Source organism: Pseudomonas sp. TMW22090 (genome assembly GCF_022496665.1).
GTDB classification, from domain to species: Bacteria; Pseudomonadota; Gammaproteobacteria; order Pseudomonadales; family Pseudomonadaceae; genus Aquipseudomonas; species Aquipseudomonas gregormendelii.
Genome location: NZ_SCFH01000001.1, coordinates 1,052,052 through 1,075,376, shown reverse-complemented (window position 1 = coordinate 1,075,376; position 23,325 = coordinate 1,052,052). Strand labels below are relative to the sequence as shown.

Here is a 23,325-nt window from a genome sequence, read left to right as displayed (position 1 = left end):
CACACATGTTCGATACATTTTTACGTAGCGTTACTTCAAGGCCGGAACTGCTGATCCTGACGCTGATGGTGATGATCATCGCGATGCTGATCATCCCCTTGCCGACCGTGCTGGTGGATTTCCTGATCGGCCTCAATATCGTCATCGCGATCCTGATTTTCATGGGCTCGTTCTACATCGAGCGCATCCTCAGCTTCTCGACCTTCCCGGCGTTGCTGCTGATCACCACGCTGTTTCGCCTGGCGCTGTCGATCAGCACCAGCCGGCTGATCCTGACCCAGGCCGATGCGGGGGAAATCATTGCCTCGTTCGGCGAATTTGTCATCGGCGACAGCCTGGTGGTGGGTTTCGTGATTTTCTCGATTGTCACCATCGTGCAGTTCATCGTCATCACCAAGGGCTCGGAGCGGGTCGCCGAAGTGGCGGCACGCTTCTCGCTCGATGGCATGCCCGGCAAGCAGATGAGCATCGACGGCGACCTCAAGGCCGGCTCGATCGACACCAAGCAAGCTCAGGAGCGGCGCAGTACCCTGGAGCGTGAAAGCCAGTTGTACGGCTCGTTCGACGGCGCCATGAAGTTCATCAAGGGCGATGCGATTGCCGGCATCATCATTATCTTCGTCAACTTCCTCGGTGGCATTGCCATCGGTGTCGGCCAGTTGGGCATGGACATGACCACGGCCTTGCACACCTACACCCTGCTCACCATCGGCGATGGCCTGGTGGCGCAGATCCCGGCCCTGCTGATCGCCATCGGCGCCGGCTTTATCGTGACCCGGGTCAACGGCGATGAAGCCAACCTGGGGCGCAACATGATGGCCCAGATGCTGGGCAATCCCTTTGTGATCGGGGTCACCGCCTTTCTCGCGATCGGGGTCGGCATCCTGCCCGGTTTTCCGGTCGGCGTGTTCCTGCTGCTGGCCGGCGCACTGGTGGCGCTGCTGTATTTTCGCCATCGGGCCAAGGGCAAGGCGGGCAGCCGCTCGGCCAGCGCGGCCCAGGCGCCTGCCGATGGCCAGCCGGGCAGCGAGCTGGGCCTGATCGACAACGTCGACAACATGGCCACCGAGACCATCGCGCTGATGCTGCTGGTGCCCACCCAGCGCCTCGAGGAACTGCGCCAGGCCCAGTTATGCGAGCGCTTTCGCAGCCAGTTTTTCATTGATTACGGCATCCGCATTCCCGAGCCACGGTTGCGCGGCGCCGAGGCGCTGCCGGAAGGGCAGGTGGCGGTATTGATCAACGAAGTACGCGCCGATCAATTCGATATTCATTTCGACCGCCTGCGCATCGTCGACTACAAGCCCGAACTCGAACACCTCAACCTCGACTTGAGCACCGGCCTGGACAGCAACAAGCAGGCCAGCATCTGGGCGCCGACCGTACACCGCGACAAGTTGCAGAACCTGGGGCATCAGCTGCGACCGGCCTATGACGAATTCTATCGCTGCCTGGTGACGTTGCTGGCACGCAATATCAACGAGTTTTTCGGCGTCCAGGAAACCAAGACCCTGCTCGACGAGATGGAGGCGCGTTACCCCGACCTGCTCAAGGAAGTGTACCGCCATGCCACGGTGCAGAAGGTCGCCGAGATCCTGCAACGGCTGATCGGCGAGCGCATTTCGGTGCGCAACATGAAGCTGATCCTCGAATCCCTGGCCCATTGGGCATCCCGGGAAAAGGACGTGCTGGCCCTGGTCGAACACGTGCGCGGCAGCCTGGCGCGCTATATCAGCAACAAGTTCGCCAATGGCAACGACCTGCGCGTGCTGCTGCTGTCACCGGAGTTCGAGGACGTCATGCGCAAGGGCATTCGCCAGACCTCAGCCGGCAATTTTCTCAATCTGGAGCCTGCCGCCAGCGACGAACTGATGGACCGCCTGGCCCTGGGCCTGGACAGCCTGCACTTCGCGCAAAAAGACATGGTGATCCTGGCGTCGGTCGATATCCGGCGCTACATCAAGAAATTTATCGAAGGCCGCTTCCGTGAACTGGATGTCGTTTCCTTTGGTGAGATTTCCGACAGCATTTCCGTAAACGTGATCAAGACCCTGTAAGGAACATTTCCCTATGCAACATATCGATATTGCCTCTTTGCTCCGCGACGCACTGCAGTTAAGCGGTTGCAGCGACGAACAGATCGGGAGCTTCGACGGCCACAGCACCATCGAGCTCGAACTCGCCAGCCTGCCCAACATCAATATGGGCGTGATCGATGACGGGCTGTGGTTCTGGAGTTCGCTGGTGGAATCAGGCGACATGTTACTGGGGCACTGTTCGGAACATTTGTTGCGTTTTCTGATGCAAGGCTGCGCGTTTGCCCGCACCGAGCAAATGCAACTGGCTGAAATCAACGGCCAGTTGGAAGTGCGGGTATTGCTCGCCGAAAGCGCCTATGGCAGCGCCGAGCAACTGGCCACCACCATTGAAGATTACCTGGCGGCCTTGACCACGCTGTGCGAACTCGTGCGCCAATGAACCGGCTGCTGCTGGAACGCCATGGCGCTCACCCGTTGCGCCTCAATGGGCCGCTGATCCAGGCGGCGCTGGGCAATGCGGTGATTGGCGAGGTCTGCGAAGTCCGCCGCGATTGGCGCGACCCGCACATCAGCGCCCGGGCGCAGGTGATCGGTTTCTGTCCGGACGCGGTGCTGCTCAGCCTGCTCGGGGAGGCGCGGGGACTGTCCCGCGAATCGCTGATCGTGCCTACCGGCGCCTTGCTCAGCCTGCATTGCAGCTCGGCGATGCTCGGCGCCGTGGTCGACCCGCAAGGCGTCATTGTCGAGCGGCTGGCACCGGGCGATGCCTTCGACGGCCAGGACTATCCGGTGGATGCGGCGCCGCCGGCCTATCACCAGCGTCGCCCGGTCGACCGGCCGCTGGCCACCGGCGTGCGGGTGATCGACGGCCTGCTGACCTGTGGCATTGGCCAGCGCATCGGCATCTTTGCCGCAGCCGGTTCCGGCAAGACCTCGCTGATGAACATGCTGATCGCCCACAGCGAGGCCGATATTTTTGTCGTCGGCCTGATTGGCGAGCGGGGGCGCGAGGTCACCGAGTTTGTCGAGACCTTGCGCCAATCGGAACGATGCGCACGCTGCGTGGTGGTCTACGCCACGTCGGATTTTTCCTCGGTGGACCGCTGCAACGCCGCGCTGCAGGCCACGACCATCGCCGAATACTTTCGCGACCAGGGCTACAACGTGGTGCTGCTGCTCGACTCCATGACCCGTTATGCCCGGGCCCGGCGCGACCTGGCCCTGGCCGCCGGGGAGGCCCCGGCGCGGCGCGGCTACCCGGCGTCGGTCTTCGATTCCCTGCCGCGCTTGCTGGAACGTCCCGGCGTCACCGCCACCGGCAGTATCACCGCGTTTTATACGGTGTTGCTCGAAAGCGATGACGAGCCGGACCCGATTGCCGAGGAAATCCGCTCGATCCTCGACGGGCACATCTACCTCAGCCGCAAGCTGGCGGCCAGCGGGCATTTCCCGGCCATTGACGTGCTGCGCAGCGCCAGTCGCGTGGCCCACCAGGTCACCGAGCGCGAAACACAGCAACTGGCGGCACGCACCCGCGAGGTCCTGACCCGTCTCGAAGAGCTGCAGGTGTTCCTTGACCTGGGTGAGTACCGCCGGGGCGAAAACCCGGCCAACGACCACGCCATGGACCGGCGCGAGGAGCTGCTCGACTGGCTGCGCCAGGATCTGGCAGAGCCGTGTGAGCCGGCGCTGGCGCTGGAGAGCCTGCATGGCCTCATTGATTGAAGTTCGCCGTCTGCTGCGCTTCAGTGATCATCGCCAACAGCGCTGTGAGCAGGCCATGGGCGCCGCCCGGCGTCGCATGAGCCCGCTGGAACAGGAGCTGGACGCCATCGACCGGCAAGCCGAGGGCTTCAGGGAGCTGTTGCTGAGTCACCGCATGGAGGCACAAACCGTGAGCCACTCGCAGTTGTTCGCCCAATTGCGCAGACAGGCGGTGATTCGCCGCCAGATCGCCAACCTGGAGGTGGAGCGGGCCCGGGTGCGGGAGCGGCATGGCGAGGTGCTGGAACAACTGGATGACCTGCAACGGCAACGCAAAAGTCTGCTGGGCCGGCATGCGAAATACGAGCATCTGGAACAACGCCTGCTGGCCGAGGATCGTGCGCGCCGCTGGCGCCTCGAAGAACATGACATCGAAGAATTATTGGTGAAGAAAAAATGACCACCTCAACTCCTGCGCCCGTAACCCGTCCTGTGGTGGCTGTATCGCCCTTGGATGAGCCCGGTGAACACACCGCTCGGCCGCCTGTCGACGAGCGCGACGAGTCGCCAGACCTGCCGCAAGGGACGCTGGTATTGCTTGCGCAACTGCAACCATTGCCCGAGCCCCTGTCACGGCCTTCGATAGCGTTCAAGCAGGCGCCTGGAGCCGCGCCGGAAAAGATCTCCGGCGCCGTGCCCACCCTGCTGGCGATGCCCGCCCCGACGCTACCCTCGATCACGCCGGGGCGCCCGCCGCAAACGACACCGGCAGCGCCATGGCCGGCGCCACCCGGCGCAACGGCACTGCCGATGCCAGCACTCACGCCAGCGCCAGCGCCAGCGCCAGCGCGGGCACCGGCACCGGCACCGGCAGCACAGTGGCCGGCGCCACCGGGTGCAACGGTAATGCCGCCGCCCGCGATCAAGCCGGTGCCTGTGCCAGCAACGACACCGGCCCAGCAGTCGCCTGTGCTGCCGGCCAGCGATCTGCCTCGCGTGCCTGGCAGCGGGTCGGCGGTATTGGCCCCAATCCCGATGCCACCGTTACCGGCCAAAGCCGTGCACGGCGCGGCGATCAGCGGGGCGGTCACGGCACCGGCCCTGCAGTCGCCTGTGTGGCCGGCCAGCGCCGTACCTCGTGCGCCGGGCAGCGGTTCGGCTGCCGTGGCCCAAAGCCCGGCGCCACCGGGGCCGGCCAATGCCCAGCAGGGCGAGGCGAGCACCGCTTCGGCAACGCCGACGGCCAAGCCCGGCACCGAGCCTGGGGCCACGCCTGCCGATGCTGACATCCCGCCGCCGCAAAGCGCCCAACCGTTGCCAGCCGGGCTCGAGCGCAGCGCACGGGCCCAGGCCGCGCCGCCGGCCGCTTTTAACCCGCCGCCAACCGGCAAGCCTGAGGTGCCCGCCGAGAAAGCGCCACAGCCTTACCTGCAGGTGCCGTTCAGCAAAGGCGATTGCGCCGGTGTGGTCACCATCAACAAGGCGCCGGCCGACATGCCCCCGCAGCTGTTACTCAACCCCAGCAATGCCCAGGTGTCCGCCCATCTGCGCGACGGCCTGGAGCAGGTCCCGCAAACGCTCTGGCAACTGAACGAGCAGCACGAGCAGGCGCACGACGAGCGTCGCCGGCACGACACCGGTGACGATGAAGCACCCGGCGATGCGCCCCGCGCATTGACACGCATGCCGGCCTTCCAGGGCCTGAAACCATGACGCGCACGCCGTTGTTGCGCCAGGTCCCGGCACTGCATTACCAGCGCCGCCAGGCCGTGGCGCGCTGGCTGCGCGACGGGCATCCGGTGCAACTGGGTCGAGCGCCGCGCCAGGGGCGCTACATCAGTTTTCATGCGCAAGGCCGGCAAGGGCTCTGGCAGGGCCTGATCGATAGCGATCAATGGTTGCAGGCCATTTGGCCGCAATGGTCGCAGTTGCTTGGGCGCAGCTTTGTCGAGAACAACCTGTTCGAGCTCTTCAGCCTGCTGCAGCGCCCGTTGCAGCTGCCCCCGCAGGTGCTCGACTACCAGCATCTGTTCGATGTTCAAAGCGTCGACGGCGCGGCCCTGGAAGCGGCCGACCTGCCCTGTATACAAACCGCGCTAGGGCCCTGCTGGGTACTCGGCCTGCCCACCGACATCGCCTGGCAACCCCAGCCTCTGCAACCCTGGACCCGGTGCCTGCAACAAACCTTGCGCGTGGTGCTGGGCGAAACCGCACTCAGCCCTTTACAACTGCGCCGCCTGGCCGAAGGCGACGTGCTGATGATCGCCGAACAAACCTGCCAGCTGTGGCTGGCCGGGCGTCGTATCGGTCAATTCACCTTTATCGAAGAAGGCCTGCAAATGGAACTTACCCCCGAGGAGGTCACGTCCGACCTCGCCGAATGCGCATTGTCACCCCTGCCGGTCACGCTGCAGTTCGTGCTCGCCGAGCTCACCCTGAGCATGGCGCAGCTCAATGACTTCATCGAGCACCAGGTGTTGCCGCTCGATGCCCAGGCCCTGCAGCAGGTCGAGGTGCGGGTCGGCGAGCAGTGCATCGCGGTTGGCGAGCTGGTGCGCCTGGACGAGCAGCTGGGGCTGGAATTGCGTGAGGTTTTTCGAGGCCCGGGCAATGAATGACGTGTCAATGATCGGGCTGCTGGCAGCGGCCTCGCTGCTGCCGTTCCTGATCGCCGCCGGCACCTGCTACATCAAGTTCTCGATCGTGTTTGTCATTGTGCGCAATGCCCTGGGCCTGCAACAGGTGCCCTCCAACATGACCCTCAATGCGGTGGCCTTGATGCTGGCCGTGTTTGTCATGAGCCCGGTGGTGCAGCAGGGCTATGACTACTACAAGGCCAACCAGATCGAGTTCACCAGCATCGATGCGGTGGTGGAGTTCGCCGACAACGGCCTGGGCAGCTACCGCGACTACCTGATCCGCTACACCGACCCGGAACTGGCGCAGTTCTTCGAGCGCGCCCAGCTTGCCCGCGATAATCAGCAAGCCCCGGACCACGACGCGAGCGAGGAGCTCGAACCGTCGCTGTTCGCCCTGTTGCCGGCCTACGCCCTGAGCGAGATCAAGGCCGCGTTCAAGATCGGGTTCTACCTGTACCTGCCGTTTGTCATCGTCGACCTGGTGATCTCCAGCATCCTGCTGGCGCTGGGCATGATGATGATGAGCCCGGTGATCATTTCCGTACCGATCAAGCTGGTGCTGTTTGTCGCGCTCGATGGCTGGTCGCTGCTTTCCACCGGCCTGATCGGGCAGTACCTGTCCGTGGCGCAATGAAATGAGTAACCGCGATGAATGACCTGGTGTTTGCCGGCAATAAAACCCTGTACCTGATCCTGATCCTGGTGGCCTGGCCGATTATCGTCGCCACCCTGGTGGGCTTGCTGATCGGGCTGTTCCAGACCGTCACCCAATTGCAGGAGCAAACCTTGCCGTTCGGCTTCAAATTGCTCTCGGTGTCGATCTGCCTGTTTCTGTTGTCCGGCTGGTATGGCGAGACCTTGCTCGGTTTCAGTCGCGAAGTCATGCACCTGGCGTTGAAATAAGCCCCTATGAATATCAGTCTGTTTGTTGATCTGCACGGCTGGCTGGCGGGGGCGGCGATCTGCTTTGCGCGCCTGGCGCCGATCTTTTTCATGTTGCCGTTTCTCAACAGCCGGGCGCTGACCGGGGCGCCGCGCAACGCGGTGATCGTGCTGGTCGGCATGGCGTTGTGGCCCTACACCGCCGACACCTTGCCGCGCCTCGATGCGCTCGGTTTCTACGGCCTGCTGCTGCGCGAGGCGGGCGTGGGGGTGATTCTCGGTGCCCTGTTGTCCTGGCCGTTCTGGGTGCTGCATGGCATGGGCAACCTGATCGACAACCAGCGCGGCGCCATGCTCAGCAGCACCGTGGACCCGGCCAACGGCGACGACACCTCGGAGCTGGCCAACTTCCTGCAGATGTTCGCCGCGGTGATCTACCTGGAGGCGGGGGGCATGGGCCTGGTGGTCGAGACCCTGGGCCGCAGCTACCAGCTGTGCTCGCCGCTGCACGGTTGCCAATTGAGCGTGCAGCCACTGCTCGGCCTGCTCGACCCGTTGATCAGCAAGACCCTGATCATCAGCGCGCCGGTGGTGGCCACCCTGTTGCTGTCCGAAGCCTTGCTCGGCCTGCTCGCACGCTTCGCCCCGCAAATGAACGCCTTCTCGATGTCGCTGACGGTCAAGGGCGCCATTGCCTTGCTGGTGCTGTTGTTGTACTTCGGCGCGCACCTGCCGTCCGAGATCCAGCGCATGGGCCGCGACAAGCCGGCACAGCTGGTCGACTGGTTTATCCCGCCGGCGGCGCACTGAGATGTCCAGCGCCTCGAAAACCGAAAAGCCGACCCCGAAAAAACGCCGCGACGCCGCGAAAAAAGGCCAGACGTTCAAGGCCAAGGACCTGTCCACCAGTTGCCTGATGCTCTGCGGCCTGGTCTACCTCGCCGGCAACGGCCTGCTGCTGCAGGTGATGGAAGTGTACCGGCGCATTCTCGCTGCCGGTTTTGCCGCCGACCCGCAGCGCTACGCCGCCGAGCTTGGGGTGTTGATGCTCAAGATCATCCTGCCGCTGATCGTCGTGTGTTTTCTGGCCAGTGCCGTGCCGACCCTGTTGACCACCGGCATGGCGATCGCCAGCGAAGCGCTGAAAATCAACTTCGGCGCGCTGAACCCGATCAATGGCTTCAAGAAGCTGTTCAGCCTGCGCACCGTAAAGGACACCGTCAAGTCGCTGCTGTACCTGGGTTGTTTTGTCATCGCCTTCTGGGTGGTGTGGGTGACCCAGCGCCACCTGCTGTTCGCGCAACTCTACGCCACGCCCCTGGACCTGTTCCCGATCTGGGCGCACCTGTTGCTGGTGCTGTTGCTGACCTTTCTCGGTTGCATCCTGCTGATCCTGATACTCGATGCCCTGTGCGAGTACTGGCTGTACATCAAGGACCTGAAGATGGACAAGCAGGCGGTCAAGCGCGAGCACAAGGATCAGGACGGCAACCCGGAGATCAAGGGCCGGCGCCGCGACCTGCACAGGGAGTTGCTGTCCGAACAGATCAAGTCCGACATCCGCGGGTCGCGGGTCATCGTCGCCAACCCGACGCACATTGCCGTCGGTATCTACTTCCAGCCCGAAGTCACCATCATGCCGTTTATCTCGCTGCTGGAAACCAATCAGCGGGCGCTGGCGGTGCGCAAGTACGCCGCCGAGGTCGGCGTGCCGGTGATCACCGACGTGGCCCTGGCCCGGCGTATTTTCAAGACCCACCAGCGCTACACCTTTATCCAGTTGCAAGAGATCGAAAACGTCCTGCGCCTGCTGGTCTGGCTCGAACAGGTCGAACAGGCCTGAGGCCTTAACCGCCAACGCTTGCGGCCCGCCGGCAGCGCTCAGGCAAATGTCAGTATTTATGAGCGCTTTTTGGCGGCTGTTTTTTCATTCAACCGGCTTAATGGCCATGTCAGCACCGCTGACGGAACATTCAGGAGAGAGTTACCCCATGAGTCGTCGCCAAGAGACTGAACAGGAAGAAGACCGGGTTGCCGAGCAGGTGATGCAGGCCGTGCTTGACGGCATGCCGCTCAAGGACATTCGCGGCGTCAGCAGCGAGCAGATGGACAGCCTGTATGCCTATGCCTACGAGTTCTACGAGCAGGGGCGCCTGGAAGATGCCGAGCGTTTTTTTCATTTTTTGTGCATCTACGACTTCTACAACCCGCAGTACTGGATGGGTTTGGCCGCGGTGCATCAACTCAAGCAGAACTTCAAGAAAGCTATCGACCTTTACGCCGTCGCCTTCGCCCAGGGCAAAAACGATTATCGGCCCATGTTTTACACCGGTCAGTGCCAGTTGGCACTGGGCCGCGCCGGTAAAGCCAGGCTGTGTTTCGAATACGTCATGGAGCGTGTCCAGGAGCCGGGCCTGCGCGAGCAGGCCCAGGCCTACCTGGCGGTATTGAGCGACGTTGAGGCCGACCATACAGAGGAAACGTTGTAATGAATTTTGACGCAGCATTGCGTTTATTTACCCCGTCGTCTCCCGAGCATCAAGCCAAGGAGTCCATCTACGCCGACGCTGTCGGCAAAGCCGCCCGCACCCGAGACTATCAGCGTCTCGTCGATACCGCCTTCGGTGAGCTGCAGAGCGTTGAATACCAGTCGTCTGGCGACAGCCGGCCGGTACCCGGGCGCCCGCAACTGCAGGCGCCAAGAATGGCGATCAAAGGCGCCGACCCCGAGGCCGAAGACACGCTGACCTTGCTGTTAGCCTCCCTGATTATGCTCCTCGGGGAGGTGAATATCACTGGGCTCAAAGCCCGCCTTGAATCGCTCAAAGCCGCTGCCGAGGCAGCGGCCGCCGGCCACCAGGAACTGTCGGATAAATACCTGGCCGCTCTCGAGGTGATGTTGGCGGCCGCCGCCGTTCATGACCAGGCCTCCAAAGACGTGCTGGCCGCCAAGGCGCAACTGGACAGTGCGCAAGCCAAGCTGGAGCAGGCCCAGGCGAAGCTGGATGAAACCCCGGTCGATACGCCAGAGCATACCGAGGCCCTCAAGGCGCTCGACCAGGCGAAACAGGCCGTGGCGGCAGCCGGGCAGAAAATGAAGAGCGCTGAAACAGTGCGTGAGGCCGCCAACGAGGTGCTCATCAAAGCCGCGGCCAACGCCGAGAAGTTCGCCCGGCAAGTGGAGGCCTTGAACGGTCAACCTGCGCCGGAAATTATCGAGGGCATGAAAAAACAGATGAGCGCGGCTGCGACCATGATCGAACTGGTCATGGGATCCGCCAAGGTGCTGGGCGAGGTCGCCGAAAACAAAGCTGAAGCCGAGATGGAGACGTGGCGCACCATGCAGGCTGCGCGACAGGAATTCCTCGATAAAGCGGCCGAGGAGTATTCGCAACAGGTGCGCAAGGCTGAGGCCTCCAGCAAGGCCATGGGCTGCATCGGCAAGGTCCTCGGCGGGCTGTTGATGGTCGCCAGTATCGCCGGTGCCGTGTTCACCGGTGGCGCGAGCCTGGTCCTGGCTGGCGTTGGCCTCGCCCTGACGATCGGCGACCAGGTCGGCAAGGCGATAACCGGTGTTTCGTTCATGGAAAAGGCCACCCAGCCGCTGATGGACAGGGTGCTGGCACCGCTGATTCAGGCCATTGGCAAAAGTATCGCCGATGTGCTGCAGACAATGGGCGTCGACGCCCAGTCGGCGGAGACCGCCGGAATGATCCTCGGAGCGATCGTCGGCGCCGTTGCCACGGTCGCCGTGGTGGTGGCCGCGGTCGTGCTCTTTAAGAGCGCCGGGGCGCGTTTGGGCGCCCAACTGAGCAACATGCTCTCACCTGCGCTCAACAAGCTGCTGCCGCACACGATCAAGCAAGGCGCGCGTGCTTTGACCGACATGATGGCCGACATGCTGGCCAACGTGCAGTCCCAACTGCTCAAGACTGCTGGTTTGACCAACCCCAACTCGCTGGCGATGGTGAGTAACCAGATATCGGCGGCCATGGCCGTCATCGAAGCCGTCGGGGTAGCGGCCGAGTCTGCCATGGGCGTCAAGTCGGGCATGCATCAGAAAGAAGCCGCCAGACATCGCGCCGATGCGCAAATGCTCATGGCGATATCCGAAACGCTAAAAGTCGCGGCCGAAAAAATCTTTCTGGCCTACGCCGAGGACAACACTGCGGAGCGGATTAACAAGATCGGCCTGAAGATTCAGGCCAATACCCAAGACGCCGCTCACGCCATAGCGGGCAATATCAAAGCCTGATTTCTATCTTTGGAGAACATCATCATGACTGACGCCATCAAAGCATCAACCGGCAATTTTGCGACGGGTCTCGACGCCCAGGTCCATGGCAAGGCGGCCGTTCAACGCATGCCATTCGTGTCCATGGGCACCGCCAGCCAGCTCGTGAATGCCAATGCCCAGGTGTTACCACCGCCGTCCGAGCACACGTTGCAAGAACTCGCTGACATGTACAACGGCCCCTGGACCGAGGCCCAAAAAGAACTGGTGGATGGCTTCAAGCAGGAATTCGCCAGGCAGGGCCTGGGCGCCGAAACGTCTTCGCTGACGATCGACCCTGCCGCGTGGGACAAACGCTCGCAGGTACTGGTGGCGGCCGTCGTCGCGCTGTATATCGCGCGCCAGTCCAGTGTCGCCACGAGTGCTGTGTTCACCAAGCTCGCCTACCAGGCTGCCCAAGCCCAGGGCGTGGCCATCAGGGCGGGCGGTGAAGCGGCCATGCGCGCCGCCATCGCCGGTTCGGTGGTATCGGGTGTGACGGCTGCGGGGGGGGCGGGCTTGTCGCTCCGTGGGCATGCGAAGCAGCACGCTGATATCAAGACCAATAAGGTCGAAGCTACCAATCGTAATCAGCAGGCTCAGGAACTTAAACTGGAGCTGCAAAAAACACCGTCTGATACCACGGCTGAGCAGAGGAAAACGACGGTTGTTCGGGCATCGGGCGAAGTGGACGTGATCGAGCAGCACAATCACGGCGGCAAACTTGATCCTGGCGAGCGCGCGACGTTGGAAGCCGAAGCCCGCATCGCGGCGGACAGGGCTAAACAGGCATCATTGCAATCCGATCTGAATCAGAAGGGCATCGACAGCGACAAGACCATTGGAGGTGCTTTGACCGGTGTGAGTCATTCCCTGAGCGCGGGGGTGAGCGGCATCGTACGCCTGGAAGAGTACAGCCAGCGGCAAGAAGAGACTTCGCAGCAAGCCCAGCAGGGCGTCCACAAGTCGGTCAGCGACACGGCGGGCCAGGCGGCCAACGAGGACAGCGTCCTGTTGAACAAGCTACTCGAGGCCCTGCTGCAACTTGGCGAGAGCCGTAACGCGACGATCAGTACCATTGCCAATGCGAGGGCTTAAACCATGAATTTTCCGGAGATTCAAACCAGGCTCGGCCCCACCAATGTCAAGTCCGTCGAACAATCCGCTCTCCTCGAGCAGCCTGCCGATGGTGGGTGGGGCGATGAATCGCATGGCCGTCAGCAGCGATCGGGTCCGGCGGGCGCTTTCGCTCGCCTGGTGATGCTTAACCAGGCCAGCAGCAACGCGGTCAAGGACTTCTTGCGCCCGGCGGCTCAGCAAGCCGGTGGCGCTGCAGAGCAGCAGGTGTCGGCTGAGCAGGACGGTGCCAGTAGCGCCGAGGCTTTTTTGCGCAGCGTGGCGCTGAGATGCGATAGCAATAAACAAGTGCAGCGCAAGTTCGATGCGGTTGTCGACAGCGCCGCTGCAGTCCGTCAGCAGAGTCATCTGGCCGAAGCCAGCTTGCGCGAATACGCCGTGCTTGGGTTTGTCGATACCCCCGATGCCCCCGATGCCGGTCCGTGGCGTGGTGAGACATTGGCACAATTGCGCAAACTGGAGGCGCCGGCGCCCCTCACTCCGGAAGTCTTGAACCAGCCGAATAGCAGTGCCGATTTTTTCGAGCAGTTGCTGGCGATGATTGGTCAGATTCGCGGCGAATACCTGGCTGTTTATGAGGAGCTTTTGAGAAAGTATTCGGACTTCTACAAGGAGTTCAATGAAGAAGTCATGGCGAAGATGCAAGATTGGATAAAGGGTTCAACTGACGGCAAATCTGTAGATCTGAACGTAGGTGTGCTTACCGCTATAAACCGTTTAATAGCAAAATATTCAGCTCAGCCCACAGGGGTGCTTTTCCCTATTCCAGATAAGGATGGTAATTTACCGCCGGCTACCGAAGCCGATGCAAAGAAGTGGGCTGAAGCCATGGGTATGGGGAAGGACTCGCCGAATGTCAAGCCCGATGGGAAAGGTGGGTTCGTTGTAATGATGGATCTTTCAGCGTTAAACACGATGCAGGCTAATTTGATTCCATTGTTTCAGCGTGAGGAGGGGATGCCGCCATGGCCTTCTGCGCGTCTTGACTCCGCCAAATTCAATGCCTGGAAATCCGGCTTCGACAACCAGGAATCCGAGTTGAAAAACCAGTTGCAGATGTTCACCACCAAGTACAGTAACGCCAATTCCTACCACGAAAACTTCAACAAAATTCTCTCATCTCAACTCAGCATGTACTCGGAAATGCTCACCCAAATGGCCAGAGCGATCGCCTGATATGAACTTTCCCTCTATCCCTGCCAACGCGAATGTCCTGCATTCCATTCCTTCCTCATCCTCCGAAACGACGGTTTCTAGCGAGCTGACGGGTGCTTATAACAGAGTTGGACTAAGCTTATCGGATATTCTTAATTCTAATACGCCCTTCAAGAGCGAGGAGGCTTATAAGGTTTTTACGCGAGAAGCCTTTACACGAATTGCACCAGCGGAAATGGCTAATGAAGCCTTTTCGGGCTTAACTGATCCGAGCTTTCATGTGAGGCAAAATTGTAGTTTCTTGGGGACGCAAGCAATCAACATTGTTGTGCTCAAGGAAGTTCATGGCTCTGATCATCCCTCCCTGGTCAAGGCTCAGGAAAAATTATGTAAGTTAATTGAACGTTTTTTAAATGATCCTCAGATGAGTATATCCTCAAAGGATACAGAAAATCCTGCACCTTATGTGGCGGGCCAAAAAGTCAAGGAGTTAATTGATAAATTAATAAAGGGGCGCAACGATGTTTTAGATAAAGCCAATGGTATGGTCGACCCATACCTACGCTCTGGATTGGTCAAGGCGGCTAATCTGCGGTTAGGCGGTGTCCTATCCGCGGAAGATGCGCTGCTCCGAAGTGTTAACGGCAGTATGTCGCGTCCTGCGAGCGATGTCTTGGTCCCACGCATCGAGCGTTATAGCGAGATAAAAAATGGTGAGGATCTCACGTCATTAATCAGGGCCAAGTTTGATCAGCTTGATCTCCACATGTCGATAAAGGGTGATCACGGGGTGAAAAAGCCCCAAACTGAGCAACGCAACAGCGGTGGGGTGGGCGATCGCGCCAATGAATGGTTTCCCGCAGGCACCGGCCACGCGGTAAATCGTATTGGTGACATCTCCGTTCCCGTAGAAATTAACTCCCATGGAAGTGGGCAGCCGAATTCGGATAAGGTAATTTTAGCGCTGGTCGACACTGTGAACGCCACGCTTGCTGCACTGGTCGCTAGTAATGCGCAACTGGTCGCTAGTCATGCGCAGGTGGTTAAACTTTCAGATGAGTTGAGGAGTGTTCATAACAGTCGTCGTGTCGATACCCAAAACGTCAGGCAATCTCCGCTTGCGCCTTACGCCCTGCAGGCTGACAACCCTTTCATAATAGATCGCGAAGACGCTCGGGGACCTAACCCTCAATGGATCCCGGGAGGCGGGTCGGGTAACGGGGCTGGGGGGCATCGGGTTGACAGATTTGATGTGCGTCAAGCGCACATTTTTGACTCAGGGTCACAAGTACAGGCTAGCGATGCGTCGCTCATACCGGCGCCTCAGGAGGGCGGGGGTGAGGTTAACGTCGAGGACGCGTCTGTGCAGGAGGCGGCCAATGTTGTGAGGATGGGTATACAGCAGTTGGGCCAGCCGTCGAGAATTTCATCATTGGATTCCGATGAGCGAGAATCGAATTCTGGCATAGACGATGAAGATCCAGCGCCGCTCCCGCCACCGCCACTGCCGCCGCCGATGTCTAATACAGATTCAGGTACATCGGCTATGAACATTGGCAATGCCGTACAGATGTTCTCTGACAATACCGTTCGTGGGAATTACGGGGGCGTAATCGCGCAGCTGTCTGGCGTTTTCGCTGCGCGAGCGGAGCGTCAGGCGGCAAGCTTGTCTTCCGCTTCCGGGAATAGCGATCTTGACTCAGATCGAGTGCGACACCTGAGCCGAACGGGTTCTGTCTCTTCAATCGGCCACCACTCTTCCGTACAAACGGATCCGCTCGTTTTCAGTCTTTCCCGTGACCTTGTGGATGGTCCGGCGGCGCCGCAAGACACGTTAGTCCTGGGTCCGGCTGTTGCCAGCCCCAAGCGGCAATCATTGGAAATCAAGCACAATCTTCTGCCTCGTACTGCGCCGTTTCTTCCCGTTCAGATCGAATCCAGGAAGGAAGGCCGATTGAGCCCGGCAGAGACCGGGTTTTATCAGCAGATAGCCAGTGCTATTCAAGGCACTAGCCGTGGCGCAAAACTGCTTAAAGAATACATCAGGGCGGGGAAAGACCCATTCAACGCCACGGGAGAGGTCGGTGATGTTTTCCGTCAGGCATGCGCTGAATCGAAGCCATTCGAAACCAAGGTTAAGTCGCTGCTTGATAACTTTAAAAATATCAATGTATTGACTCCTGTCGAGGTCGCTCCCTCTGAGCCGGCCTCGTCCATTGATTCTATAATGGTGCGAGAAGCGCCGGGGCGCGCGTAGATGAATCGCAAAACGCTGCGAATTGAGCGCGAGCGGGTCATCGCCGATATCATTTGCCGCACTCTCCTGGTCGATATCGGGGCGCTGCAGCCAGGCCATCGCCTGGTCGAAGACCTCGGCGCCGACTCATTGAACCTGTTGGAGATCGTGCTGGATATCAACGAAGCGTTTGCAATTGAACTGCCGACAGAAGGCGTTGCCGAGATACGCCGGGTAGAGGACGTGTTAAGATTGGTCCTACATACTTTGGAGTGTCCAGGTTTAATATTTAATTAAATGCGCGCCCTTGTTCAGGGCGCGCTGTCCAGTTTAAGCATTCGGGCCTATCCTGTTGCGGTTCGCTTTAACTTGTAGGAATAGTACTAAATTCATGTAGTTGGTACATCTTGTTCAGCCACCCTTGATATAGTCAGCCGCTCATGTGGGGGGCTGCCCCTGCCATTTATGTTTAACGCTTGAACATGGGCGGTTTATTGGCCGTGGGGGGGAGTTAACGTGAGCTCGGGAAGTGCTGCGGATCTATCATCGACAAACTCGTTTGTTTTCGGTGCCTGGGAGTTATGCAGCGATGGTGTGCTTTTACACAAGGATACTCCGTTGCATTTGCCGCCCAAGGAGTTGCATGTACTGCGTTTATTATTGAGTTCGGCGGGCACCCTGGTGTCCAAGGAATTATTGTTGTCCCGGGTCTGGCCTAATTGCGATATCGCCGAAGAGTCCCTGACCCGCTGTATTTATACGTTGCGCAAGGTGCTGGGGCGCGACAATGGTTACATCAAGACCCTGTACGGCAAAGGTTATCGTTTTGTCGGTGACGTGACCGAGCGCCTGGCGGCGGTCGCAGCACCTTCGGTGGTGCCGTCGTTGCTGGTGTTGCCATCGGTGGGGCGCGGCGACGCTTGCATGTTGGATGTGCACCGTGCAGTCGTGCGGCAGTTGGCGGCGGTCTTTGGTGAGGGTTTGTGCGTGTTTCCAGCCGGCGTCACGGTCGGTAGCGGCGACGAGGACTGCCTGGCGCTGGTCGAGCGCCTGCGGGCCGATTATTACCTCAGCTTTCGTTGCATCAAGCGTGACCGGGTGTGGGGCGGCTCTGTGGAGCTGGTGCGCGGGCGTGATCATGCCTTGCTGCACAGTGAGGTGCTCACCGAAGTCACCTGTCTGGATCAGGTGATGCAGCAGATGGTGCTGCTGGTCGCCCAGCGCCTGCCGGGCCTGCGCCCGCAAATTGCGCCCTGTAGCTCCTATCCGGTGGCGCAGGCCTACATCAACGGGCTGCTCGGGTTGCAGGCCTACACGCCCAAGGGGCTGGGCGAGGCCCAGCTGGAGTTTCTGCGTTGTCTGCAGCTGGACCCCGGTTACGCCCCCTTGTGGTGTGGCCTGGCGGACACTTACCTGGCCATGGCCAACCTGGGTCTCAAGGATCACCATCGGGCGTTGACCGAGGCGTATGCGGCATTGAGCAAGGCGCTCACGCTGGAGCCGGAGAATGCCCAGGCCTCGGCCAGGCTGGCATTGCTGACCAGCCTGCAGGGGGTGCCGCATGCGGGCGAAGCGCTGTTTCGGTCGGTGCTGCTGGGTGCTGATCGGGCCGGGGCGCAGTACCACTACGCCTGGCATCTGTGGTGCTGCGGGCGTTTTGGCCAGGCGTTGCGCGCGATCGAGCGGTCCCTGGAGCAGGATTGCGCGTCGGTGGCGGCGTGGCTGCTGCGTGCGCGAATCGTGCTGGAAATCGATGCGCTGCAGGCGCTCGAAGTGATTCGCAAGGCGATCAGCGTGCTGGGCAATCGGCATCCGGTGATCAATGCGATGTACGCGCTGATTCTGGATGTCAGCGGTGATCCGGTGGCGGCGCAGCAAGTGCTGGAGCGTGCCGGTTTGCTGGAGGGCCAGTCGGGCGAAGTCGAGTTGGTGGTGTGTTATGTGCAGGCGGCGTTTGACAAGGGCGCGGCGCGCGAACGTTATCGGCGCTGGTGCGAGGCGTCGGAGCATCCGCCCTTGTGTCCGGCGCAATTGCCGGTGCTGCGCCGGCTCGAGGGTGACCGTGTGGCGGCGGGCCTGTGGCGTGAGCTGGAGGGTAAATCCTGCCCCTGGTGGCGAGCCCGGCTTGGCGATCCGCGCCTGCAAGGGTTGGCGCAACTGACCCGCCAGCGGTCGTTGGCATGAGGCGTTATGGCGCAGCGGTTGCGCTGGCAAGCCTGATGGGGGGCGGGGCTGCCTCGGCCGATTGTTGGCAGGAGGCTGCCCGGCGGCATGACCTGGAGCCGCAATTGCTGATGGCCATTGCCCAGGTGGAGTCTGGCCTGAAGGTCGATGCCGTGCATGTCAACAGCGACGGTTCGCGGGATATCGGCCTGATGCAAATCAATAGCCAGCACCTGCCACGCCTGTCCCGGCGCGGTATCACCGAGCCGCTGCTGCTGTCCGACCCCTGCGTCGCGGTCGAGGCGGGCGCGTTGATCCTGGCCGAATTCGTCGCCCGCCATGGTTATAACTGGACGGCAGTCGGGGCGTACAACGCAGGCAGTTCGCCGGCGCGCGAAGCCTTGCGCCTGCGCTACGCGCGCAAGGTCTGGACGCATTATCAGGCGTTGCAGGTGCGGGGCGGGCACGCCAGCAGATTCTGATCGGCGCGACCCGGTTGTGTGCAGAGTCCGATCAGGATTGGCATTAACGTACTGTTTACCCTGTCGTTCAAATCAAGGCGCCTGGCGCTTTTCATGACGATTGGCACGATGGTGGACAGCATGCAGGACTCCCCTGCAATTCAATGTGTATTGCGTGTATTCAACGGTCCGCTGCAAGGCTGTGAATTTAACCTGGCGCAGTATGTCAACTTTTTTCTGGTAGGCCCCGAAGCACGGTTCTGTGCCGTTGAGCACGTGCCGAGCGTGCCGCAGGACGCTGTTTATATTCCGCTGGACGCCGGCGGTTGCAACTTTGAAGTGTTGCTTGACGATAATGCGCACAGCGGTTGTCAACTGCGGGTGTTCGGCCCGCTAGGCGTTGAAGAACGTACCCTGGCGTTCCAGGCGCTGGAAAACATCGAGGGCCTGCAGATTGCCGTGCGCCCGGCGGATGAGTCCTGGCTGCCAGAGCTGCTGCTGCCAATAACGCCCGCGCCGCACTTGCCGGATTCGGGACGGGTTCCGGGCAGCCGTAACCAACAGCTGGGGGTCGGGCTGGCGCTGTTTCTGGCGCTGGGTGGCGCGGTGTTCGCCTGGCAGGTGTCCAGGCCCAGCCCGGTGTCGAGCGTCGAAGCCCTGATCCGTGGCGCCGACGCCGAGATGACCGTGCTCTACGGCCGGGACCGCGCGGTGTACGTCTTCGCCGATACCGAGCGCCAGGCCGGCTGGGGCCGCCAGGTGCTGGTGCGCAACGGCTATTCGGCCACCCAGCTCCTGACCCCCTACGGCGAGCGCGCCCGGCTTGAGGCCTTGTTGCTGGAGCAGGAGCCACGCCTGGCCTTTCATCGCATCGACCTCGCTGACCCGGCGCAGCCGCGGCTGCTGGTCAGTGCGCAACGTAATGTACTGACCCCGCAGGATCAATTGCGGGTCCAAGCCCTGCTGCGCGACGCCGCGCCCTATGCCCGTGACGTATTGATAGTCAGCAGTGACGACGGGCTGTTGGCACGGCAGGCCGAACAAGGGCTGCAACGCCTGGCGCTGCCGTTTACCCGCCAGGCCAATGACGACAGCGTGACCTACCGGGTCGAAGGCAGCCTGGCGGATGTCGAGTTGCAGGCGCTGACCAGTTATGTCACCCGCTTCAATCAACAGTGGGGCGACCGTTATGTGAACTTCGCAATTGAATTGAAGGATGACTGGCTCAAGGGCAAGTCTTTTCAATATGGCCCCCAGGGCTACATCAAGATGACCCCGTCATCCTGGTATTTTCCAAAACCACTTTAATAGCTAGAAGGAAGGTGATGTATGACTGGTCAAAGCTCCCAAGGTGACATTTCAATTCAGGTAGATTTTCATACGGATTTTCTTGGCAGGCAGGCTGAAGGCTTTGAAGCGGGCGCGGTAGGGCTGAAGGTCAAGCTCGATGAGGCGCTGGCAAAGTTGAAGGCTGACCCCTCCGACCCGACACTGCTGGCCGCCTATCAAGCGTCTTTCTCTTCCTACAATGTTTTCCGTAATGCGGCGACCAATACCGTTAAAGGCTTCAAGGAAATCGATTCGGCGATCATTGCTGCCGCGCGCTAAACGTCATATTCGTTTTATCGTCGGCAGGTCCGTGACGTGTCGGCGATTTTCATGAGAGTTGTTTATGTCAAATTACGCTATTGCCCCGGCGGGACCCAGTTCGTTACAAATAGCAGAACTGTCGACCCCGGCTCCGAATGCAGTGGTTTCCCTGGAAAGTCGCTTGATTCAAGGTTTCGCCACGTCTGCGGTGGGCACCGAACAGGATTACGCGAAAATCAACGGCATGCTCGATCGGCCGGATATCACCAACCCGGAAGTGTTGAGTCAGTTACAGGTCATGATGGCGCAGTACAACGTCGACGTTTCCCTGCTTAATGTCCTGGTGCGCAAGACCGTGAGCACGGCTGAAACCTTGTTGCGTTCGTCATGAAATCATTCGGTTGTGTTGTTTTTTTATGCCTGGCGCTGGTGGGCTGTCGCCAGCCGAGCCTGCTCGAAGGCCTGGACCAGCAGCAGGTCAATGAAGTGGTGTCGGTGCTGCAACGCAACAACATCAGCGCGAACAAGATCGACAATGGCAAGGTCGGTTATTCGGTGCAGATCGCCCAGGCCGATTTTTCGGCGGCGGTGGACCTGTTGACCCTGTACGCGTTGCCGTCCAAACCGCGGGTCGAAGTTGCGCAGATGTTTCCGGCGGACTCGCTCGTGGCCTCGCCGCGGGCCGAAAAAGCCCGTCTGTACAGCGCCCTGGAACAACGCCTGGAGCAGTCCCTGAGCACCCTCGGCGGTGTTGTCTCGGCGCGCCTGCATGTCAGCTACGACCTGGAGTCCGGGGAGAGCAAGCGCAAGGCGGCGCCAGTGCATTTGGCGGCGCTGGTCACCCATGAGCCGGATATCGAGCCGCAGTTGCTGATCAGCGACATCAAGCGTTTTCTCAAGAACAGCTTCGCCGGCCTCGACTACGAAGACATTTCCGTGGTGCTGTCGCGGCGTTCGCCGATCCAGCATGCCGCGCCGTCGCCGGAGCCGCGCTCGCAGGACTTGACCCCGCTCTTTCTGTTGCTGGGCCTGGGCCTGGTGCTGGCGGCGGCATCGGCGCTATGGCTGTATCAACGCAAGCGTGCGGACGAGGCCGGCGATGTCGCAGGTCAGTGAAGCGCTGGAGTCGATTCTGCGCCAGCCGTTTGCCTACCTGCATGCCGAGCGTGGCAGGCTGCCGGCACTGTTCAACGCGCCAGCGCCCCGGGCGCTGCTCGAGCAGGCCTTGTTGCATGGCCTGGGGCTGAGTGCCGAGCCGCTGACGCTGCCGGCGCATTCCTGGGCCGAGGCATGGGTACGTCATTGGCAGCGGCTGCCGGCCGTCGCCCGGCTGATGGGCGCCCACGCGGGTTGGGCGCAACTGGCCATCGGCGCGCGCCTGCGCGAACTCGACGAACCCACCCGCCGTTTTGCGCGCCTGCGCCTGGGCGAGCGCTGCGCCAGCCCGATCCGGGACGCCGACGGGGTGCTGGATACCCTCGATGCCCTGGGCCTCAATGCCCTGCTGGCCTGGCAGGCGCACGTCCCTGCGGCGCTGATGCAGCGCCTGGTGCTGCAGTTTTCCCCCCGCGTCGTCGCGTTGCAGCGGGCCATGCCCGCGCAACAGCCGAATGCGTCACTTTTTGTATTGGCGGTACAACATGCTCGACTCCATCAGAACCCTGATTGACCCACCGGCGGCGGATGATCCGCTGATCGTCCGTGCCGACCGCAGCGCCGCCCGCGAGCGTCGGCTGTTGATGCAGCAGGCGCAGGAACGGGCCAGGGACTGTGTGGCCCAGGCCGAGGCCGAGGCCGACCAGATCCGTGCCCAGGCCTTTCAGGAAGGCTACGCGCAAGGCGTGCTGCAGGTGGCCGGCGATCTCAGCCAGCTGTTGTTGAGTTCGCGGTTGCTCGCCACCCAGCTGCAGACGCAACTGCTACAAGCGGCGCGTGAGTTGCTGGGCGAGTGGTTGATGGATGAGCAATTGCTCGAGAGGCTGGTGCAGCGCTGGTCGAGCCGCCATGGCGCGGGTCTGCCGGGGGCGCTGCAGATCATTTTGCCGCGCCGTTGCAAAGCGCTGCTGGCAGCGCTGCAGGGGCGCCTGGCCGAGCTGGGTGTGGACGACGCCCGGATCACTTTTCACGAGCGTGAATGTTACCTGTTTCGCCAGGGCGACCAGGTCATCGAACTCGATATCGAAGCGACTCAGGAGCGCCTGGCGCCGCGCCTGCGGGCCCGACTCAAGCAGTTGCCGGACAGCGTGCGCGAGCTCGATGACGCCTCGGTGCAATTATTCGTCGAATGGGCCGCCAACCTCGACAGGCAAGGTGGCGCCGCCTCTGAAGTGCAAGCGGAGCTTGAATGATGGACATCGGTAAAACCCTGCTCAACGCGGCGCTGCCGGGCGCATGGCCGGCGGCTGAAGCCATCGTGCCGTTGGTGCAACGCCTGGGTGCTCGGGAGCCTCAAGGCGTATCAGGCACGCAGAGCGCCGAGTCGACGGCCCGCCCCGACCCCGAATTCGATGGGTTCTATAACGAATTTATCGCCTGGGCCGGCGACGGGCCGGGCAAGCAGGCCATCATTGATTACCTGAAACAATACACCAATGGCGCGGGTGAAAAAATCTACCAAACCACCCAGTATCAGCAGCAAATACTGGCCAAGCTTATGCAGCGCATGAAGGCCGAGGGGCTGGAAGGCGGGGAGACCTACAAGGGACTCAGAGACGCATTTTCCTCGGTGTTTGTAGCGCATATGTTTTTCCAGGAGTTTCTGCAGGAAGTGTTCAAGACGGAAGAGGATGCAGACAGCCGGGAGAAGGTTGAGTGGTAGTCCGTTGCGGGGGCAAAACTGCCGACTGACCGGGGCGGCACGGTTTCCCGTTCGGCGCGCCGAGAAAAACCTTTGGCCGCAGCAGCGGGAGCAGCGCTGGTACACTCATTGCGTTCAAATGGGGAACATGTTGGAGAGGATTAGTTGAGTCCGTGCGATCTGGCACCTCGCTGATACAACCAACAGCCGGCATGAGGTTTATGCAAGTCCGAGCGTGTCTTCTCAATG

General features: G+C 61.1%; 25 protein-coding genes. All 25 read left to right on the top strand.

The genetic code is table 11. From position 1 onward, the window contains the following. Positions 1 to 5: 5 nt before the first annotated feature. The 25 genes from EQV97_RS04965 (at position 6) to EQV97_RS04845 (ending at position 23,097) form a co-directional block, all read left to right on the top strand. Complete coding sequence (locus tag EQV97_RS04965; RefSeq protein WP_122839688.1) at positions 6 to 2,057, top strand: EscV/YscV/HrcV family type III secretion system export apparatus protein; 2,052 nt, start codon at positions 6 to 8, stop codon at positions 2,055 to 2,057. A gap of 13 nt (positions 2,058 to 2,070) precedes the next feature. Continuing rightward, a complete protein-coding gene (locus EQV97_RS04960; RefSeq protein WP_122839689.1) occupies positions 2,071 to 2,478 on the top strand; it encodes an Invasion protein B family in 408 nt (135 codons plus the stop codon). Further along, positions 2,475 to 3,764: a type III secretion system ATPase SctN gene (gene sctN, locus EQV97_RS04955; protein WP_122839690.1), complete on the top strand. Its 1,290-nt coding sequence runs from the start codon at positions 2,475 to 2,477 to the stop codon at positions 3,762 to 3,764. The genes EQV97_RS04960 and sctN overlap by 4 nt, the downstream gene beginning before the upstream one ends. Further along, positions 3,748 to 4,203, top strand: a complete 456-nt coding sequence (locus EQV97_RS04950; protein ID WP_122839691.1) for a hypothetical protein — start codon at positions 3,748 to 3,750, stop codon at positions 4,201 to 4,203. Before sctN ends, EQV97_RS04950 begins: the two co-directional genes overlap by 17 nt. Then, entirely contained in the window at positions 4,200 to 5,456 is a 1,257-nt protein-coding gene (locus tag EQV97_RS04945; RefSeq protein WP_163019440.1) for a hypothetical protein, read from the top strand. Before EQV97_RS04950 ends, EQV97_RS04945 begins: the two co-directional genes overlap by 4 nt. Next, positions 5,453 to 6,361, top strand: coding sequence for a FliM/FliN family flagellar motor switch protein (locus EQV97_RS04940; protein WP_122839693.1), 909 nt, complete (start codon positions 5,453 to 5,455; stop codon positions 6,359 to 6,361). Before EQV97_RS04945 ends, EQV97_RS04940 begins: the two co-directional genes overlap by 4 nt. Further along, a complete protein-coding gene (locus EQV97_RS04935) occupies positions 6,354 to 7,016 on the top strand; it encodes an EscR/YscR/HrcR family type III secretion system export apparatus protein (protein WP_122839694.1) in 663 nt (220 codons plus the stop codon). The genes EQV97_RS04940 and EQV97_RS04935 overlap by 8 nt, the downstream gene beginning before the upstream one ends. Positions 7,017 to 7,030: 14 nt before the next feature. After that, positions 7,031 to 7,285, top strand: a complete 255-nt coding sequence (locus EQV97_RS04930) for an EscS/YscS/HrcS family type III secretion system export apparatus protein (RefSeq protein ID WP_122839695.1) — start codon at positions 7,031 to 7,033, stop codon at positions 7,283 to 7,285. A gap of 6 nt (positions 7,286 to 7,291) precedes the next feature. Then, a complete protein-coding gene (sctT, locus tag EQV97_RS04925) occupies positions 7,292 to 8,074 on the top strand; it encodes a type III secretion system export apparatus subunit SctT (protein ID WP_122839696.1) in 783 nt (260 codons plus the stop codon). Position 8,075: 1 nt separating this feature from the next. Further along, positions 8,076 to 9,107 carry an EscU/YscU/HrcU family type III secretion system export apparatus switch protein gene (locus EQV97_RS04920; RefSeq protein WP_240888548.1) on the top strand — a complete coding sequence of 344 codons (1,032 nt, stop codon included), beginning with the start codon at positions 8,076 to 8,078 and terminating at the stop codon, positions 9,105 to 9,107. Positions 9,108 to 9,255: 148 nt separating this feature from the next. Continuing rightward, the gene (gene sicA / locus EQV97_RS04915; RefSeq protein WP_122839698.1) at positions 9,256 to 9,753 is read left to right on the top strand and encodes a type III secretion system translocator chaperone SicA; all 498 of its coding nucleotides are present in this window, start codon (positions 9,256 to 9,258) and stop codon (positions 9,751 to 9,753) included. Continuing rightward, a complete protein-coding gene (gene sctE / locus EQV97_RS04910; protein WP_240888547.1) occupies positions 9,753 to 11,519 on the top strand; it encodes a type III secretion system translocon subunit SctE in 1,767 nt (588 codons plus the stop codon). The genes sicA and sctE overlap by 1 nt, the downstream gene beginning before the upstream one ends. 24 nt (positions 11,520 to 11,543) lie before the next feature. Then, the gene (locus tag EQV97_RS04905; RefSeq protein WP_240888546.1) at positions 11,544 to 12,635 is read left to right on the top strand and encodes an IpaC/SipC family type III secretion system effector; all 1,092 of its coding nucleotides are present in this window, start codon (positions 11,544 to 11,546) and stop codon (positions 12,633 to 12,635) included. Between the two features lie 3 nt (positions 12,636 to 12,638). Continuing rightward, the gene (locus EQV97_RS04900) at positions 12,639 to 13,850 is read left to right on the top strand and encodes an IpaD/SipD/SspD family type III secretion system needle tip protein (RefSeq protein ID WP_240888545.1); all 1,212 of its coding nucleotides are present in this window, start codon (positions 12,639 to 12,641) and stop codon (positions 13,848 to 13,850) included. 1 nt (position 13,851) lies between these two features. Then, entirely contained in the window at positions 13,852 to 16,086 is a 2,235-nt protein-coding gene (locus tag EQV97_RS04895) for a hypothetical protein (RefSeq protein WP_240888544.1), read from the top strand. Beyond that, positions 16,087 to 16,362, top strand: coding sequence for a phosphopantetheine-binding protein (locus EQV97_RS04890; protein WP_240888543.1), 276 nt, complete (start codon positions 16,087 to 16,089; stop codon positions 16,360 to 16,362). It begins immediately after the preceding gene. 321 nt (positions 16,363 to 16,683) lie between these two features. After that, a complete protein-coding gene (locus EQV97_RS04885; RefSeq protein WP_240888542.1) occupies positions 16,684 to 18,249 on the top strand; it encodes a winged helix-turn-helix domain-containing protein in 1,566 nt (521 codons plus the stop codon). Beyond that, a complete protein-coding gene (locus tag EQV97_RS04880; protein ID WP_122839704.1) occupies positions 18,246 to 18,710 on the top strand; it encodes a transglycosylase SLT domain-containing protein in 465 nt (154 codons plus the stop codon). Before EQV97_RS04885 ends, EQV97_RS04880 begins: the two co-directional genes overlap by 4 nt. Before the next feature lie 93 nt (positions 18,711 to 18,803). Further along, positions 18,804 to 19,997, top strand: coding sequence for a PrgH/EprH family type III secretion apparatus protein (locus tag EQV97_RS04875; protein ID WP_240888541.1), 1,194 nt, complete (start codon positions 18,804 to 18,806; stop codon positions 19,995 to 19,997). 21 nt (positions 19,998 to 20,018) lie between these two features. Continuing rightward, a complete protein-coding gene (locus EQV97_RS04870) occupies positions 20,019 to 20,297 on the top strand; it encodes an EscF/YscF/HrpA family type III secretion system needle major subunit (protein ID WP_240888540.1) in 279 nt (92 codons plus the stop codon). Positions 20,298 to 20,361: 64 nt separating this feature from the next. Then, positions 20,362 to 20,670, top strand: coding sequence for a type III secretion system inner rod subunit SctI (gene sctI, locus EQV97_RS04865; RefSeq protein ID WP_240888539.1), 309 nt, complete (start codon positions 20,362 to 20,364; stop codon positions 20,668 to 20,670). Continuing rightward, positions 20,667 to 21,395 carry an EscJ/YscJ/HrcJ family type III secretion inner membrane ring protein gene (locus tag EQV97_RS04860; RefSeq protein ID WP_122839707.1) on the top strand — a complete coding sequence of 243 codons (729 nt, stop codon included), beginning with the start codon at positions 20,667 to 20,669 and terminating at the stop codon, positions 21,393 to 21,395. Before sctI ends, EQV97_RS04860 begins: the two co-directional genes overlap by 4 nt. Next, positions 21,379 to 21,948: a hypothetical protein gene (locus EQV97_RS04855; protein WP_122839708.1), complete on the top strand. Its 570-nt coding sequence runs from the start codon at positions 21,379 to 21,381 to the stop codon at positions 21,946 to 21,948. The genes EQV97_RS04860 and EQV97_RS04855 overlap by 17 nt, the downstream gene beginning before the upstream one ends. Next, a complete protein-coding gene (locus EQV97_RS04850) occupies positions 21,920 to 22,627 on the top strand; it encodes an oxygen-regulated invasion protein OrgB (protein WP_240888538.1) in 708 nt (235 codons plus the stop codon). Before EQV97_RS04855 ends, EQV97_RS04850 begins: the two co-directional genes overlap by 29 nt. Next, positions 22,627 to 23,097, top strand: coding sequence for a hypothetical protein (locus EQV97_RS04845; protein WP_122839710.1), 471 nt, complete (start codon positions 22,627 to 22,629; stop codon positions 23,095 to 23,097). The genes EQV97_RS04850 and EQV97_RS04845 overlap by 1 nt, the downstream gene beginning before the upstream one ends. Positions 23,098 to 23,325: the final 228 nt, after the last annotated feature.